Raw genomic sequence first — 15,356 nt, forward strand, 5'->3', positions numbered from 1 at the left:
AATCGGGGCACCAGCCAGGCGGTGAAGAGCCGCTTTTCGGGAGCTAACCTATGCTGGTGCTTTAAACTTTTGCTGGCGCTGGCGGGCGCGGCGCCGACTAAGCCGCTTGGCCGAACCGCCCAACGACCACCTTGCCGCCCTCGGCTATCTGCGCATCTACGAAGGTGGCCCAGAGTTGAAGAATCTTCCGGCGCTCATCCGCGTACTCAGCCCGGTTGTACACGCCTTTAATCCCTCGGATCTGGTGCGCCAGCGCTTTCTCGATAGCGTCCGACGACAGGCCCATCTCGTGCAAGTGGGTCGACGCGGTGCGGCGGAAATCATGGATGACGAAGTGCTGCAGGTCAGACTTCATCGCGCGCACGGCCTGGTTCAGCGTGGATTTAGCGATCGGCCGGTCCTCGTAGCCGCGCCGCATCGCGAACAGAAAGCGCTGGCTGTGCGACAGCGTCTGCAGCTCGCGGATCATCTCGACCGCCTGGGCGGATAGATACACCCAATGCTCGTTATCTTTCTTCATGCGCGCGGCCGGGATGCGCCACACGCCGGCGTCGAGGTCAAACTCGCTCCACTCGGCCTCAATCAGCTCGGACTTGCGCACCATGGTGATCACCAGCAGATGCAGCGCCAACTTATAGGCACGGCTCATGTTGGAGGCGTAGACGGCGCGCAGCAGGCGGCCAATCTCATCCGGCGCCAGCACGCGGGTGCGGCTCTGCTGCGTGGCAATAAAGCGAGCCACCAGCTGCTGAGCTGGGTTGACGGCTACGGCCTGCCGCGAGATCGCGTATTCGTACATGCGCTTCACCACGTTGCGGGTGAAGAGCGCCATTTGCGGCGCGCCGCGCCCCTTGACCTTGTCGCAGATGGCCAGCACGTGGCCGGCGTTGACGTCGGCCAGTGCCATATTCCCGATCGCCGGCAGGATGTCCTTGTCGAGGGCACGGCGGGTCACCGTTCGATATGAGTCGGACTTCCCCGCTATCTCCGACCCGAACCACTCGTCGGCGAAGGCGCGGACGGAGTCGAGCACCCTTGTCGCCCCCCTATCCTTCCTGGCCTCGACTATCGGCGAAATGCCATCCGAAACTGATTCCGCGTACTTTCTCGCCCGGTCGCGCGCATCCAACAGGCTGATCGCCGGATAGTCGCCGATCGTCACGAGCGGCTGCTGTTTGCCGTTCAGAGAGTAGCGGTAGCGCCAGATCTTGGCGCCGGACGTCATCACCTCCAGCGCCAAGCCGCCGCCATCCGCGACCAAGTAGCGCTTGTCCTTCGGCTTCATGGCCTTGATGCGCTTGTCGTTCAGTGGGATGGCTGCTTTAGGCATTTTGAGTACACAGATTTTTTCTATGGATGATTGTGTACTGAAGTGTGTACTTAAAAATGCTTGCTGTCAATTGGCATGGCTTGGCAAACTTTGTCGATAACCCTTTGATTTTCAACAAATTGTGCACTCGGAATTGGCGCATCCTGGCAATGCTGGGCAACTACTCATTTTCCGATACAGAAGCGGCTGAAGATCACGCCCAGCAAATCGTCCGACGAGAACGCGCCCGTGATGCTCGACAGCTGCACCTGCGCCAGCCGCAGCTCCTCCGCGAACAAATCCAGCGACTGATCGTTTTGCGCCGCGTGCTCGCCGGCCCGCTCCAGATGCGCGCCGGCGTTCTTCAGCGCGATCAGGTGCCGCTCGCGCGCGAGGTACAGCGACTCGCCTGTCTGCTGCCAGCCGGCGATGCGCAGCAGTTCCTTGCGCAGCAGGTCGATGCCGATGTTCTCGTGCGCCGACAGATATACGTGCGTCGCATCCGGCATCACATCCACGCTCGGCTTGTGGCCCGACAAATCGATCTTGTTCCAGATGCGCAGCACCGGCACGCCCGCCGGGAAGGCGGCAACGATGTTTTCATCCGCGCGCGACGGGCCATGGTCGGCGTCCAGCAAATGCAGAATCACGTCCGCCTTGCCGACCTCGCCCCAGGTGCGCTCGATGCCGATGCGCTCGACCACGTCCACCGTCTCGTCCGCATGCCGGATGCCGGCCGTGTCGATGATGTTGAGCGGGATGCCTTCGATCTGGATCGTTTCGGTGACCTTGTCGCGCGTGGTGCCGGCGATCGGCGTGACGATGGCGACGTCGGCACCGGCCAGCGCGTTGAGCAGCGACGATTTGCCGACGTTCGGCTGACCCACCAGCACCACGCTCAGCCCCTCGCGCAGCAGCGCGCCTTGCGCCGCCTGCTTGAACACCTGGTCCAGCGCGCTGACGATGCCGGCCAACTGCCCCCGCGCGTCCGATTTCTCCAGGAAGTCGATCTCCTCCTCGGGGAAATCCAACGTCGCCTCGACCAGCATGCGCAGCCCGGTCACGCCCTCGACCAATTTGTTGACCGTCTTGGAAAACACGCCCGACAGCGATTGCGACGCCGACTTGGCCGCCGCCTCGGTCGAGGCGTCGATCAGATCGGCCACCGCCTCCGCCTGCGCCAGGTCGAGCTTGTCGTTCAGATACGCGCGGCGCGTGAATTCGCCCGGCTCGGCCAGACGCAAGCCCAGCCCGGCGCCCGCTTCCAGCACGCGCGCCAGCAGCAGCTGCAGCACGATCGGTCCGCCGTGGCCTTGCAGCTCCAACACGTCCTCCCCGGTGTACGAGTTCGGCCCCTTGAACCAGATGGCGATGCCTTGGTCGATGATGGCGCCGTCGGCCTGCGTGAACGGAATGTAGGTGGCGTGGCGCGGCTTCAAGGCGGTGGCGCCGAACAGCGCGGCGATCAGCGGTTGCAAATTCTTGCCGGAGGCGCGTACGACACCGATGCCGCCGCGTCCCGGTGCGGTGGCGATGGCGGCGATGGGGGAGGAGTCGATATTCATGGGCTAATTGTAGAGGATATAAAAAAAGCCCGCGATCAACACGGGCTTCCTGGCAACACTAAGCGCTAAGGATTACGCCTTGGCGGGCTCCGGCGTCGCATACTTCTTGGTGATCACATACTGTTGACCGATCGACAGCACGTTGTTGACCACCCAGTACAGCACCAGGCCGGACGGGAAGAAGAAGAACATGACCGAGAACGCCAGCGGCATGAACAGCATGATCTTCGCTTGCATCGGGTCGGCCGGCGCCGGGTTCAGCTTGGTGGTGATGTACATCGAGATCGCGTACAGCACCGGCAGGATGAACCATGGGTCCGGCGCGGCCAGGTTGGTGATCCAGCCGATCCACGGCGCGCCGCGGATTTCCACCGACGCTTGCAGCACCCAGTACAGCGCGATGAAGACCGGCATCTGCACCAGGATCGGCAGGCAGCCGCCCAGCGGATTGATCTTCTCGGCCTTGTACAGTTCCATCGTGGCTTGGTTCATTTTGGCCGGGTCGCCTTTGTAGCGCTCACGGATGGCCTGCATCTTCGGCGTGACGAGCTTGACCTTGGCCATGCTCTTGTAACCGGCGGCCGACAGCGGGAAGAACAGCAGCTTGATCAGGATCGTGAAGACGATGATGGTCCAGCCCCAGTTGCCCAGCACCTGGTGGATATGCACCATGACCCAGAAGATCGGCTTGGCGATCACGGTCAGCATGCCGTAGTCCTTGACCAGTTCCAGGCCAGGGGTGACTTTTTCCAGCAGCTTTTCTTCCTGCGGACCGGAATACAGCTTGGCGGTGTTCGACACGGTGGCGCCCGGCGCCAGGGTACCCAGCGGCTGGATGGTGCCGATCGCGTACTGGTTGGTCGTCACTTTCTTGGTGAAGATGGTGCGCGGGGTCTTATCCTGCGGCACGAAGGCCGAGACGAAGAAGTGCTGCGAGATCGCGACCCAGCCGTTGTCGGCCTTGGTTGGATGCTCCTGGATCATGTCCTTGCCGGACTTGGCGGCGGACTCGGCGTCCTTCTCCAGCGTTTCGAACTTCAGCTTGTGGTACTTGTCGGCCGCCGTGTACAAGGTCGGGCCGGTGTAGCTGCTGTTGAAGAACGAGTCGCCGGCCGGCTTGTTGCCGTCGTGGACCAGCTGCAGGTAGAGCTCGGGCTTGACCGGCGCAGTGCCGACGTTGGTGACGTCGTGGCGCACGTCGATGACGTAATCGCCGCGCTTGAAGGTGAAGGTCTTGGTCAGCTTGACGCCGCCCTGCTCCGATTCCAGCACCAGTTGCACCTGGTTGGCGCCGTCGAGCGTGCGCGGACCTGGCTTGGCGACGAAGCCGGTGGTGTGGTTCGGCAGGCCGGGCGCGCCGATCAGGCCGGTCTGGCCCAGATAGGTCTTGCCGGTGGCGCTGTCGATGTCGAACAACACCTGGTTCTTGTGGGTGTCGACGCCGTCCTTGTAGTTGAGCAGCTCCAGGCGGCGGATGGTGCCGCCCAGGGTGTCGATGTCGACCTTGAACAGGTCGGTCGTTACGGTGATGCGCTCACTCTTGAACGGCGCGTCCGCGCCGGTCGCGGCGGTCGCGCCCGGCAATGCGGCGGCGCCGGCGGTCGCTTCGGCCGTGGCGGCGGTCGGCAGTTCCGATTTCTTCGCCTCGGGCGCCTTGGCGGTTTGGGCCGGAGCCGGGGCGAACATGGAAGGCTGGCCGGTCGAGACCATCCAGTTGTTCCATAGAACTACCAGCGACACGGCAAACACGATCCACAGGATGGTACGTTTATTGATATCCATTAGGGTATTTATCAGGAGTGGTTGCAACCGCAAGCGGTCGTTGAAGAGGAATTCTTGGCATCCGGCGCGTCCTTGGGAGGCACCGGATCGAAACCGCCGTCGTTGAACGGATGGCAGCGGCACACGCGTTTGGCGGCCAGCCAGCTGCCCTTGCCCGCCCCATGCACCTGCAACGCTTCCAGCGCATAGTTCGAGCAGCTCGGATAGAAGCGGCAACGCGGCCCCAACAGCGGACTAATGGTCAGCTGGTAGGCGCGCAGCAGGAAGCGGAGCAACTTGGTCATGACGGCGTAAGTGGAGGCGTGGCGGCCGAAGGCAAGGCCGCCAGCGGCGCCGATGCCACGGCGGGCGAAGCCGCCAGCGCGGCCTGCCGGCCGGACAACTTGGCCTGCGCGGCGAACAGGCGCGCCAATTCCACCCGCAGCGTCCGTTTGAGCGTCGCGGTGGTGGCGGGACCGTCCTTGCTGTTGACCGGCTTGGCCAGGCGCACCACGCAATCGATGGCGGGCAGGCCGGTCACGCGGAACAGCTCGCGGGTGACGCGCTTGATCGTGTTGCGCGTGACGGCCCGGGGCGCGAAGCGCTTGGCCACCACGACGCCCAGCCGCGCATGCGGCAATTCGTTCAGACGGGTGTAGAGCACGAAGTGCGCGCTTTTTTGCGTGGGGCGCAAACGAAAAACGGATGAAAATTCATCCGTTTTAACGATACGCCGAACGCGCGCGAAGTCGTGGGAACCTTCGCCTGTCGAGCCGCTTGAAATACAGCTTTCCACGCGATCAGCTAACAAGCAGGTGGCTTATACAGCCAGACGCTTGCGGCCTTTTGCGCGACGTGCGTTGAGCACATCACGGCCACCACGGGTAGCCATACGAGCGCGGAAGCCGTGGGTGCGTTTACGACGCACGACGGAAGGTTGGTAAGTACGTTTCATGTTGGTCTCGCTAAAAGCAGAAAAAAATACAAAATCGGGCCAGCGCCCGTCAATTTTTGGTGCCAATGACACTTCGCGCACCCATGCCAACGCTACCGGCACAGCTGGGTCCATCTCATCGCCCGCTAATCCACGCTTACTCCATATTGACGTTCAAGTGAATAAACACGGAATACGGGCGGGGAACCCTGAATTATCAGCATTTCGGCCCTGCTTGTCAACAACAGATCCCGTTTGGCGGCGATTCCGGCCCCACCGAAAGTATGAAAATAAGCGGCGTGCCTGTGGATAACTTTAGCGAGCGAGAGTAGAATAGCGCGTTACGTGTGGCGAACCCGAGGCGCAACAGCCCCGGTCCACACCCTCATCAGCAGTAGAGAATAGATAAGATTCATGGAAAATTTCTGGCAGACCTGCTCCGCACAGTTGGAGTTGGAACTGACGCCGCAACAATTTAGCGCGTGGATAAAACCGCTCATCCCACTCGATTACGAGGCGGGCAAGTTGCGTGTGGCCGCACCGAACCGCTTCAAGCTGGACTGGGTCAAGTCGCAGTTCGCCAGCCGCATCACGGCGCTGGCCAGCCAGTACTGGGAAGCGCCGACCGAAGTGCAGTTCGTGCTCGACCCGCGCCTGTCGATGCCGCGCAAGCCGGCCGCCGTGGTGCCCGCGCCGGACTACAACGACGGCAACCCGAACAACCACCCGCGCAATTCCGATCCGGTGCCGTCGGTGCCCGAGCTGCCGGCCTCGGCCGCGCCGCGCCGCGAGCAAAGCCGCATCAACACCGATCTGACCTTCGACAGCTTCGTGACCGGTAAGGCCAACCAGCTGGCGCGCGCCGCCGCCATCCAGGTCGCCAACAATCCGGGCGTGTCGTACAACCCGCTGTTCTTCTACGGCGGCGTGGGCCTGGGTAAGACCCACTTGATCCACGCCATCGGCAACCAGGTCATGGCCGACCAGCCGGGCGCCAAGATCCGCTACATCCACGCCGAGCAGTACGTGCGCGACGTCGTGACCGCCTACCAACGCAAGGGCTTCGACGACTTCAAGCATTACTATCACTCGCTCGACATGCTGCTGATCGATGATATTCAATTCTTCGGGGGCAAAAGCCGCACGCAGGAAGAATTCTTCTACGCGTTCGAAGCGCTGATCGCCGCCAAGAAACAGATCATCATCACCTCGGACACGTATCCGAAGGAAATCACCGGCATGGACGACCGCCTGATCTCGCGCTTCGACTCGGGCCTCACGGTCGCGATCGAACCGCCGGAGCTGGAAATGCGGGTCGCCATTCTGTTGAAGAAGGCCAAGCAGGAAGGCGTCACGTTCTCGGACGACGTCGCCTTCTTCGTCGCCAAGCACCTGCGCTCGAACGTGCGCGAGCTGGAAGGCGCGCTGCGCAAGATCCTGGCGTACTCGCGCTTCCACGGCAAGGACATCACGATCGACATCGTCAAGGAAGCGCTGAAGGATTTGCTGTCGGTACAGAACCGCCAGATCTCGGTGGAAAACATCCAGAAGACCGTGGCCGACTTCTTCAACATCAAGGTCGCCGACATGTACTCCAAGCGCCGTCCGGCCAACATCGCCCGGCCGCGCCAGATCGCCATGTACCTGGCCAAGGAACTGACGCAAAAGAGCCTGCCGGAGATCGGCGAACTGTTCGGCGGAAGGGATCACACGACGGTGCTGCACGCGGTCCGGAAGATCGCTTTGGACCGCACCAAGAACCCGGAATGCAACCACGAACTGCACGTGCTGGAACAAACACTGAAGGGCTAGCGGGACGCTAGTTTTGCCATTATGATTGGTTGAACTGCAGAGCTGCACATAAGTTAATCTTGAAATATCGTTAATCTTTACTACTGAGGATAATCTATGCAATTGGTCAAAACCACCCGAGATACCCTTCTCCGGCCACTGCAGATCGTGAGTGGTATTGTCGAGCGTCGGCACACTATGCCGATTCTGGCCAATATCCTCATCCGCAAAGACGGCGAGAACGTATCCTTCCTGTCGACCGACACCGAAGTCCAGATCACCACGAACGCCGCGATCGGTTCCGGCGCCGAAGTGACCGGCACCACCGTCGCCGCGCGCAAGCTGCTCGACATCCTGCGCGCGCTGCCGGAATCGGGCGACGTCACGATGACCCTGCTGAACAAGCGCCTGACCGTCCAAACGGGCAAATCGCGCTTCGCGCTGCAAACCCTGGCCGCCGAGGAATTCCCGACCGTCCAGCAAGCCGACAGCTACAGCGCCAGCGTCACCCTGCCGCAGAAAACCTTGAAGCACCTGTTCAACATGGTGCACTTCTCGATGGCGCAGCAGGACATCCGCTACTACCTGAACGGCCTGCTGCTGGTCCTGGACGGCAAGAACGTCATCGCCGTGGCCACCGACGGCCACCGCTTGGCGTTCTGCCAGGTCGAGACCGAGCAATCGTTCGAGCGCCAGGAAGTGATCATCCCGCGCAAGACCATCATCGAACTGCAGCGCCTGCTGGAAGAAAACGACGAGACCGTTCAACTGGACATCGCCGCCAACCAGGTCAAGCTCACCTTCGCCGACATCGAACTGATCTCGAAGCTGGTCGAGGGCAAGTTCCCCGACTACACGCGCGTGATCCCGAAGGGCTACAAGAACGAATTCACGATCGGCCGCGACGAGCTGCTGCGTTCGCTGCAACGCGCCGCCATCATGACGAGTGACAAGTTCAAGGGCGTGCGCTGCATCATCACGCCGGGCAGCATGAAGATCAGCTCGACCAATGCCGACCAGGAAGAAGCGGTCGAGGAACTGGAGATCGACTACGGCGGCGACAGCGTCGACATCGGTTTCAACGTCACCTATTTGCTCGACGTGCTCAACAACCTCAAGTGCGACCAGATCAACGTCGCCCTGGGCGATTCGAACTCGTCGGCGTTGATCTCGATCCCGGATAACACCGATTTCAAATATGTCGTTATGCCGATGCGGATCTAAGAGGTGGCGGATTACGCCTTCGGCTAATCCGCCCTACGTGTTTCCGGACAACGCCGCCGCCGCAAGCCCCAGATATATCAAAAGGCCTGCGGCGGCAACTACACCCGGAATCGGATCGGTACGGCTCGCGGCAAACACCGCAACCGAACCACCCGGAACATGATCGGTACGGCTTGCGGCGGATGCCGCGGCCAAACGACCATGGATCCACGTAGGGCGGATTAGCGCGAAGCGCGTAATCCGCCAAACCAGCAGGCCCCAATCAACACCAGCAACAGATAAACAGAGAAAGCAGTCCATGTCCGCCATCCCAGCAGAGAATCCAGCCCCAGTGGTACCGACCGAAGAATACGGCGCAGCATCGATCCAGATCCTCGAAGGTCTGGAAGCAGTACGCAAACGTCCCGGCATGTACATCGGCGACACCTCGGACGGCACGGGCCTGCACCACCTGGTGTTCGAAGTGCTGGACAACTCGATCGACGAATCGCTGGCCGGGCACTGCACCGAAATCCACGTCACCATCCACTCCGACAACTCGATCTCGATCACCGACAACGGCCGCGGCGTGCCGACCGGCCTGAAGATGGACGACAAGCACGATCCGAAGCGCTCCGCCGCCGAGATCGTCATGACCGAACTGCACGCCGGCGGCAAGTTCGACCAGAACTCGTACAAGGTCTCCGGCGGCCTGCACGGCGTCGGCGTCTCCTGCGTCAACGCCCTGTCGAAAACGCTCAAGTTGACCATCCGCCGCGACGGCAAGGTCCACTTCATGGAATTCGCCCGCGGCGTGCCGGTCAACCGCGAACTGGAAATGAAGGACGGCTTCGCCGTCTCCCCGATCAAGGTCATCGGCGAAACCGACAAGCGCGGCACCGACGTCCACTTCTGGGCCGACGAAACCATCTTCGGCAACGTCGAATTCCACTACGAAATCCTGGCCAAGCGCATCCGCGAACTGTCGTTCCTGAATAACGGCGTCAACATCAAGCTGACCGACCAGCGCAACGGCAAGGAAGAAATCTTCGCCTTCGAAGGCGGCACGCGCGGCTTCGTCGAATACATCAACAAAGCCAAGACGGTGCTGCACCCGACCGTGTTCCAGGCCACCGGCGAACGCATGTCGGACCAGAACACCAACATCTCGGTCGACGTCTCGATGCAATGGAACGACGCCTACAACGAACAGGTGCTGTGCTTCACCAACAACATCCCGCAGCGCGACGGCGGCACCCACCTGACCGGCCTGCGCGCCGCGATGACCCGCGTCATCAACAAATACATCGACGAGCAGGAATTCGCCAAGAAAGCCAAGGTTGAAATCTCCGGCGACGACATGCGCGAAGGCCTGACCTGCGTGCTGTCGGTCAAGGTGCCCGAGCCGAAATTCTCGTCGCAGACCAAGGACAAGCTGGTGTCGTCGGAAGTGCGCGGCCCGGTCGAAGAGATCGTCGCCAAGACCCTGGCCGACTACCTGCAGGAAAAACCGAACGACGCCAAAATCATCTGCGGCAAGATCGTCGAAGCGGCGCGCGCGCGCGAAGCGGCCCGCAAGGCCCGCGACCTGACCCGCCGCAAAGGCATCATGGACGGCCTGGGCCTGTCGGCCAAGCTGGCCGACTGCCAGGAAAAAGACCCGGCCCTGTGCGAACTGTACATCGTCGAGGGTGACTCCGCAGGCGGCTCCGCCAAGCAGGGCCGCGACCGCAAGTTCCAGGCCATTCTGCCGCTGCGCGGTAAGGTGTTGAACGTGGAAAAGGCGCGCTTCGAGAAGATGCTGTCGTCGGAGCAGATCACCACCTTGATCGCCACGCTCGGCACCTCGATCGGCCCGGACGAATTCAACGTCGAAAAGCTGCGCTACCACCGCATCATCATCATGACCGATGCGGACGTCGACGGCGCCCACATCCGCACACTGCTGCTGACCCTGTTCTACCGCCAAATGCCGCAACTGGTCGAGCGCGGCCACATCTACATCGCGCAACCGCCGCTGTACAAGGTCAAGGCCGGCCGCGACGAGCGTTATCTGAAGGATGACGCCGAGGAAGCGACCTACATGATGAACGTCGCGCTCAACACCGCCGTGCTGACGCCGCGCGAAGGCGCCGACCCGATCGTCGGCGAGCCGCTGGCCGAGCTGGTGCGCCAGTTCAACCTGGCCAACGTCATCATGACGCGTCTGACGCGCGTGATCGACCGCGCCGCGCTGACCGCCATCATGACCGGCGTGACCCTGGATCTGAGCACGCAGGAGCTGGCGGAGACGTCGGCTGCGGCGCTGTCGAAGGAGATCAACGATATCGCCGTCAAGGTCACGGTGATTTCGGACGAGCTGTCGGAGAAGCACGCGCTGCGCATCGAGCGTATGCATCACGGTAACGTGAAGGTCAGCTCGATCGACGCCGACTTCGTGCAAGGCGCCGACTACAACGTGCTGGCCAGCGCCGCGGCTACGTTCAAGGGCTTGATCGGCGAAGGCGCGGTCGTCAGCCGTGGCGAAGGCGAGCGGACCAAGGAATCGGCCGTGGTCGACTTCCACCACGCGATGCAGTGGCTGCGCGACGAGGCGGAACGGGTGGTGTCGAAGCAGCGCTACAAAGGGCTGGGTGAGATGAATCCGGATCAGCTGTGGGAGACCACCATGGACCCGACCGTGCGGCGCTTGCTGAAGGTGCAGATCGAGGACGCGATTGCTGCGGATCAGATCTTCACTACGCTGATGGGGGATGATGTGGAGCCGCGTCGGGCGTTTATTGAGAATAATGCGCTGCGGGCGGGGAATATCGACGTGTAAGTCTTGCTGACACCGTTAAAGCAGCGATTTATTGCGTTTGCAGAAATGAGTACATGGATTCAAGCCCCTAGAGCTAGCACCTCTAGGCTATTCTCTAGGGGTATAGCTTAAATTCGCTTTCTTCATAATATTGTTCTCGGCGAATTACAGTCGGGTCCAGCGCGTAGCCGCGCAAGAGCCAACGCGCACTCCCTCCCACTTCGTGATCGACGACCGTTCTACCATGTAAAGCCTGACGATTGTTTACCCAAAGGACGTCGCCAGGATTTATCACTACCCGGCGGGCACGGCTAACACAGGCCTCCTCAAATCTGTTTTTTGCTGCCGCAGCTGGACTTCTTTCCGCAATCACATCATTGCTCACCGATTGATCATCTGTAGCATCGCCCGCCACAGTAACTGATGAATGACTGTAACGCACCCAAACTTGACCGCCGCTGCGAGCCTCAAGTACATTTGCACCATCCGCGTAATGCTCGTCGCCGAAAACATGTTTTGTTCCTCGAGCAAAAGTCCGTTGACAACCGATCAGAAACTGAGGCTTGGACAATTGCGCAATATCATCGGCGGTAAGGTCGGACATGAGTTCGTGAAGCAACATTAGCGTGGTCGAAACAGAATCCGCATTTTTCAACCCCATCAAGCAAACCACATCGGGTGAAGGTGCGATTCTTGTGGACGTTGGGTCTACCCCTCCAGGAAAAGGAAAGCTAGCGGCGTCGGTATGCCCGCGCATTGCTTTTGTGGAATTTTTTGACACCGCGCCCCCACCCTCCAGCGCCACAAGATTAACAAATAATTCGCCTTCATTCTCCGAACCATAGGAAATCATCCTCTTTGCGAAGAACCCTCCGAGCGAAATCGCGACTAGGCGGGCAGCGACAGTCGAGCGGCAATCGGGAATGGGATAGAAGCCGTTAGGCGTCTCGGGCAACCCTTCTACGCTAAAGACCCCTTTAAGATGCACGTAGGTCAACTTTTCCAACTCTTTACATAGATCTAAGGGGGAATGCCCAGCTTCGAGAAGTCTGCGAGTTATAATTTCTACAAGTGTCGCCTGCAATTCCACAGGCTGACCAAAGTCAACAGCGCGCCCTCCTCCTAGGAATTCGTCTACTGTTCCCAACAGGGCGAGGCGGAGTGCGATTTGAGCGCTCATATAAACCTATGTCAAAGTAAATTTTCTTGATACAGTGATGATACGGAGATATACTAGCCGGCTATCGGAGAGTCAAAGATGTCCAAAAATGCAACAATCAAAGCAGGAAACGGGTTCAGATCGAACACTTTACCTCACCGAGACCTGCACCTGACATCACCTACTCTTGCTTCAGGCATGGATCTACCGTGGCTGAAAGGCTCTGCAAAAGGTTTGTTAAGCAAGACAAAAGCCTCTCTATCAATCGAAAATCGAACTGTTTCAATCAGTGTTGAGATTCCTATTGACCTACAATCCGAGTTATTAGAAGCTTTTTCCGAAAAGCTAAAGATCGATTTTATCAAAAATTTACTTCATGTAGCGGCTCTACCCTCCAATTTTCGCACTCCTTTTCTCAAAAAAAAGATGGAGAGAGAAGATTTTGGGTACGGCACTCGATCACAGCGAGTTTATTTAACATCTGACTTTTGCTCAGATATCTCTGCACTGCATATTCCATATCAAGCCGCGATTAGTCAACGTTCGAGCAGTAAAGCAACACAGTTGAGCATTGGCCTAACAACTTCAATAGAACTATATCAACTAATCGAAGGCCGCGCAAACTCACGAAATGAGAGCGTCAATAAAATTGCGAGCGAACTATTCTCATGTGGTCTCGATGAATTGAATTCTCGTTTACATGACGAGGATGATGAACACGTGTTTGCTGATTTTGAAAATTTCAATAATAACCTGCAAAATCCCACTACGCGGCGATGGATGCTGAGAATCGACCGTCGACTTTATAATAGAACCAGTCTTCTCGCACAAGAATTTGGAAAATCGTTGGCCCAAATTGCGCTACTTTGTATTGCTCACTCGCTTGGTGGTTCCGGGTACCGAGATAAGCCAAAAAAATATTTCACTCATTTACATGCCGAGTGACGGTTATCAAAATGTCATCAATCGGGAAGAGGTAGCGAAAATACGCTGCGCACCAACGATGTGTCGCTGGAATTGCATATGCAGTCCCAGCGAAGGTTAGAGCCAAATAACCGCTAACCATATTCAATTGAGGCGCTGCGGCACTACAAATTTTTCCAGATAACCAAAATTTACTACCCAATTGCGCTTAATAGATCGTCAGGTGTCTCTTTTTGCCCTCTGCGCGGCAACTCTAGCGCCCAACGCAACATATCTCCCAGAATTGGGTAAATATCATTGTGCTTTGCACCAAATCGCATCCATCCTGTAGAAGCGTCGTATCTGCCAATATCCCGATTCGAGCCGTCATTATCAGGCGGCAGGTACTCTACAAGACTATCAATTCCTGCGTCTCGGCGCTCTTCTTCGGTCATCTGATAATATTGCCAAACCTTATTATTATGCGAAAAATCAAAATTCGCCAACCCTATCAGTAATTTTTCGAGGTGCGTATCCGCCAGCGCACTACGTCTTTTTCCAAAAGCAAAGTCAAATGCGAGTTTTGCTACAGCTTTTACAACCACGGGTTGAGCTATAACAGTTTTCATTTTCGCACCCGGCTTACCAAATCCAGGAATGCTTTTAATCGCCTGCCATACTCGGCTAGCGACATCTACCTTTGGATCTACCAAGCTTGGCGTGGCGCCGCTAATATTTGTTTTATTCAGGAAGAGTAGCGCGTTCACTGCGACGATATCTTTATAGCTCCAAACGCCACTATCCTGATGCCAATCGGTAGAATCCTTATCCTGGATATCATCCCATTCTAGAATATCATCAATCAGTACTTCTTTAATAAACCTGTTGACCGGATTTGAAGTGTCGAACTTCAGAGCCAAGCTTCTCTCCACCTTCTTCGCCAAATTATTTAAGTCGTGGAAGAGCTGGCGCTCCTGATCGACGTCTAAGCCTAAATGAACTTCGACCATCACTGTCGAAAAGCCGGAGGCAACCTCTAAGCATTCATGCCAAGCTTGGAGTACAGGAGGCGCGACATCTTGCCCACCCGCAGAAACAAATAGGCTCCCCTTTTTCGGATATTTATGGTACATCCGAATATCGTCTAGGAATTTAAAAACCAACTCCATTGCCTTACGTCTGTGCTGTCCGTCCACAACCCATAGGATGTCGCGCTGCGATAGCATTACCCTGAAGCAAGCCGTCTCTTCCTCTTTAGTTATCATTCGACTACCGGCAATATTTGCTCCGTCAGGATTGCAATTTCGAATGTTGACTACCAAGGGTTGCAGAGCCAAGTATGGCTGAGGGCCAAGATGTTGTTGAAGATCCACTAACGCTGGTAACTCCGGCTGCTTTGCAAGCTGACGACGTTTCATCGCCGATGAAACCAAACCTTTTAATATGTAAACCGCAAGCTTGAATGCATGCTCCTCATTCAATGGCCGCTGAGCAACCGGGCTCCCGTTTGAGGCGCGTTCATTCGCAACTTGAGATATAGAAAAAAAATCTCTCATCGGAATGGACATCAAAAAAGACCGATTACCTAGATTATGGCCGATGAAAACTTTGAACGGGCGGGCTGACGTATCGCCGTCTTCCATCAATTCATCTAAGGTTCCGATGGGGGTCGGCAATCCATTTACGGCATCGTACATTTTTTCTCCCGACAGGTAACAACGGCCGCCAGAACTGGTCAGCTATACGTTAAAGCAGACTCTACATTAAAAAAATCAACTTAGCAACACCCAGGATACTATCTTTTAAACTCAGACGAGGGTTTATGCGCCCCCAGGCCTCATGTTTATCGATCCCTGGATCAGTTTATGTCGGAATAAAAGATAGCTGACTATTTGATAGATAACTATTTGATAGCATATTTAGCAGCTCCC

Annotated in this window: 12 protein-coding genes; 4 read left to right on the forward strand and 8 right to left on the reverse strand. The window is 57.8% G+C overall.

From position 1 onward, the window contains the following. Positions 1-97: 97 nt before the first annotated feature. From MRBLMU1_RS23715 to rpmH, 6 genes are all read right to left on the reverse strand, one after another. Entirely contained in the window at positions 98-1,330 is a 1,233-nt protein-coding gene (locus MRBLMU1_RS23715) for a tyrosine-type recombinase/integrase (protein ID WP_363506695.1), read from the reverse strand. 164 nt (positions 1,331-1,494) lie between these two features. Further along, positions 1,495-2,874, reverse strand: coding sequence for a tRNA uridine-5-carboxymethylaminomethyl(34) synthesis GTPase MnmE (mnmE, locus tag MRBLMU1_RS23720; RefSeq protein ID WP_363506698.1), 1,380 nt, complete (start codon positions 2,872-2,874; stop codon positions 1,495-1,497). A 72-nt stretch (positions 2,875-2,946) separates the two neighbouring features. After that, positions 2,947-4,656: a membrane protein insertase YidC gene (gene yidC, locus MRBLMU1_RS23725; protein WP_363506701.1), complete on the reverse strand. Its 1,710-nt coding sequence runs from the start codon at positions 4,654-4,656 to the stop codon at positions 2,947-2,949. Positions 4,657-4,667: 11 nt separating this feature from the next. After that, on the reverse strand, positions 4,668-4,940 hold the full coding sequence (gene yidD / locus MRBLMU1_RS23730) for a membrane protein insertion efficiency factor YidD (RefSeq protein WP_363506704.1): 273 nt from the start codon (positions 4,938-4,940) through the stop codon (positions 4,668-4,670). Continuing rightward, entirely contained in the window at positions 4,937-5,431 is a 495-nt protein-coding gene (rnpA, locus tag MRBLMU1_RS23735) for a ribonuclease P protein component (RefSeq protein WP_414646116.1), read from the reverse strand. Before rnpA ends, yidD begins: the two co-directional genes overlap by 4 nt. A gap of 24 nt (positions 5,432-5,455) precedes the next feature. Beyond that, positions 5,456-5,590: a 50S ribosomal protein L34 gene (gene rpmH / locus MRBLMU1_RS23740; RefSeq protein WP_010401996.1), complete on the reverse strand. Its 135-nt coding sequence runs from the start codon at positions 5,588-5,590 to the stop codon at positions 5,456-5,458. 393 nt (positions 5,591-5,983) lie between these two features. Between rpmH and dnaA the strand changes: the two genes are divergently transcribed. From dnaA to gyrB, 3 genes are all read left to right on the forward strand, one after another. Continuing rightward, on the forward strand, positions 5,984-7,381 hold the full coding sequence (gene dnaA, locus MRBLMU1_RS23745; RefSeq protein ID WP_090328089.1) for a chromosomal replication initiator protein DnaA: 1,398 nt from the start codon (positions 5,984-5,986) through the stop codon (positions 7,379-7,381). A 96-nt stretch (positions 7,382-7,477) separates the two neighbouring features. Next, complete coding sequence (dnaN, locus tag MRBLMU1_RS23750) at positions 7,478-8,584, forward strand: DNA polymerase III subunit beta (protein WP_315222734.1); 1,107 nt, start codon at positions 7,478-7,480, stop codon at positions 8,582-8,584. Positions 8,585-8,882: 298 nt separating this feature from the next. Next, positions 8,883-11,384, forward strand: a complete 2,502-nt coding sequence (gene gyrB, locus MRBLMU1_RS23755; RefSeq protein ID WP_363506709.1) for a DNA topoisomerase (ATP-hydrolyzing) subunit B — start codon at positions 8,883-8,885, stop codon at positions 11,382-11,384. Between the two features lie 94 nt (positions 11,385-11,478). On the opposite strand, the gene MRBLMU1_RS23760 is transcribed toward gyrB, so the two are convergent. Next, complete coding sequence (locus tag MRBLMU1_RS23760; RefSeq protein ID WP_363506712.1) at positions 11,479-12,543, reverse strand: hypothetical protein; 1,065 nt, start codon at positions 12,541-12,543, stop codon at positions 11,479-11,481. Between the two features lie 78 nt (positions 12,544-12,621). On the opposite strand from MRBLMU1_RS23760, the gene MRBLMU1_RS23765 reads away from it, so the two are divergent. Further along, positions 12,622-13,467 carry a hypothetical protein gene (locus tag MRBLMU1_RS23765; RefSeq protein WP_363506715.1) on the forward strand — a complete coding sequence of 282 codons (846 nt, stop codon included), beginning with the start codon at positions 12,622-12,624 and terminating at the stop codon, positions 13,465-13,467. A gap of 173 nt (positions 13,468-13,640) precedes the next feature. Here MRBLMU1_RS23765 and MRBLMU1_RS23770 read toward each other — a convergent pair whose 3' ends face one another. Further along, on the reverse strand, positions 13,641-15,122 hold the full coding sequence (locus MRBLMU1_RS23770) for a DNA sulfur modification protein DndB (RefSeq protein WP_363506718.1): 1,482 nt from the start codon (positions 15,120-15,122) through the stop codon (positions 13,641-13,643). Positions 15,123-15,356 lie beyond the last annotated feature (234 nt).

This window comes from Burkholderia sp. LMU1-1-1.1, from assembly GCF_040675865.1.
Lineage (GTDB): Bacteria > Pseudomonadota > Gammaproteobacteria > Burkholderiales > Burkholderiaceae_D > Rugamonas.

What these genes read in the sequence shown, in the direction of transcription:
- MRBLMU1_RS23715 (WP_363506695.1), bottom strand. Translation starts at nt 1,330, where the DNA reads ATGCCTAAAGCAGCCATCCCACTGAACGACAAGCGCATCAAGGCCATG.
- mnmE (WP_363506698.1), bottom strand. Translation starts at nt 2,874, where the DNA reads ATGAATATCGACTCCTCCCCCATCGCCGCCATCGCCACCGCACCGGGA.
- yidC (WP_363506701.1), bottom strand. Translation starts at nt 4,656, where the DNA reads ATGGATATCAATAAACGTACCATCCTGTGGATCGTGTTTGCCGTGTCG.
- yidD (WP_363506704.1), bottom strand. Translation starts at nt 4,940, where the DNA reads ATGACCAAGTTGCTCCGCTTCCTGCTGCGCGCCTACCAGCTGACCATT.
- rpmH (WP_010401996.1), bottom strand. Translation starts at nt 5,590, where the DNA reads ATGAAACGTACTTACCAACCTTCCGTCGTGCGTCGTAAACGCACCCAC.
- dnaA (WP_090328089.1), top strand. Translation starts at nt 5,984, where the DNA reads ATGGAAAATTTCTGGCAGACCTGCTCCGCACAGTTGGAGTTGGAACTG.
- dnaN (WP_315222734.1), top strand. Translation starts at nt 7,478, where the DNA reads ATGCAATTGGTCAAAACCACCCGAGATACCCTTCTCCGGCCACTGCAG.
- gyrB (WP_363506709.1), top strand. Translation starts at nt 8,883, where the DNA reads ATGTCCGCCATCCCAGCAGAGAATCCAGCCCCAGTGGTACCGACCGAA.
- MRBLMU1_RS23760 (WP_363506712.1), bottom strand. Translation starts at nt 12,543, where the DNA reads ATGAGCGCTCAAATCGCACTCCGCCTCGCCCTGTTGGGAACAGTAGAC.
- MRBLMU1_RS23765 (WP_363506715.1), top strand. Translation starts at nt 12,622, where the DNA reads ATGTCCAAAAATGCAACAATCAAAGCAGGAAACGGGTTCAGATCGAAC.
- MRBLMU1_RS23770 (WP_363506718.1), bottom strand. Translation starts at nt 15,122, where the DNA reads ATGTACGATGCCGTAAATGGATTGCCGACCCCCATCGGAACCTTAGAT.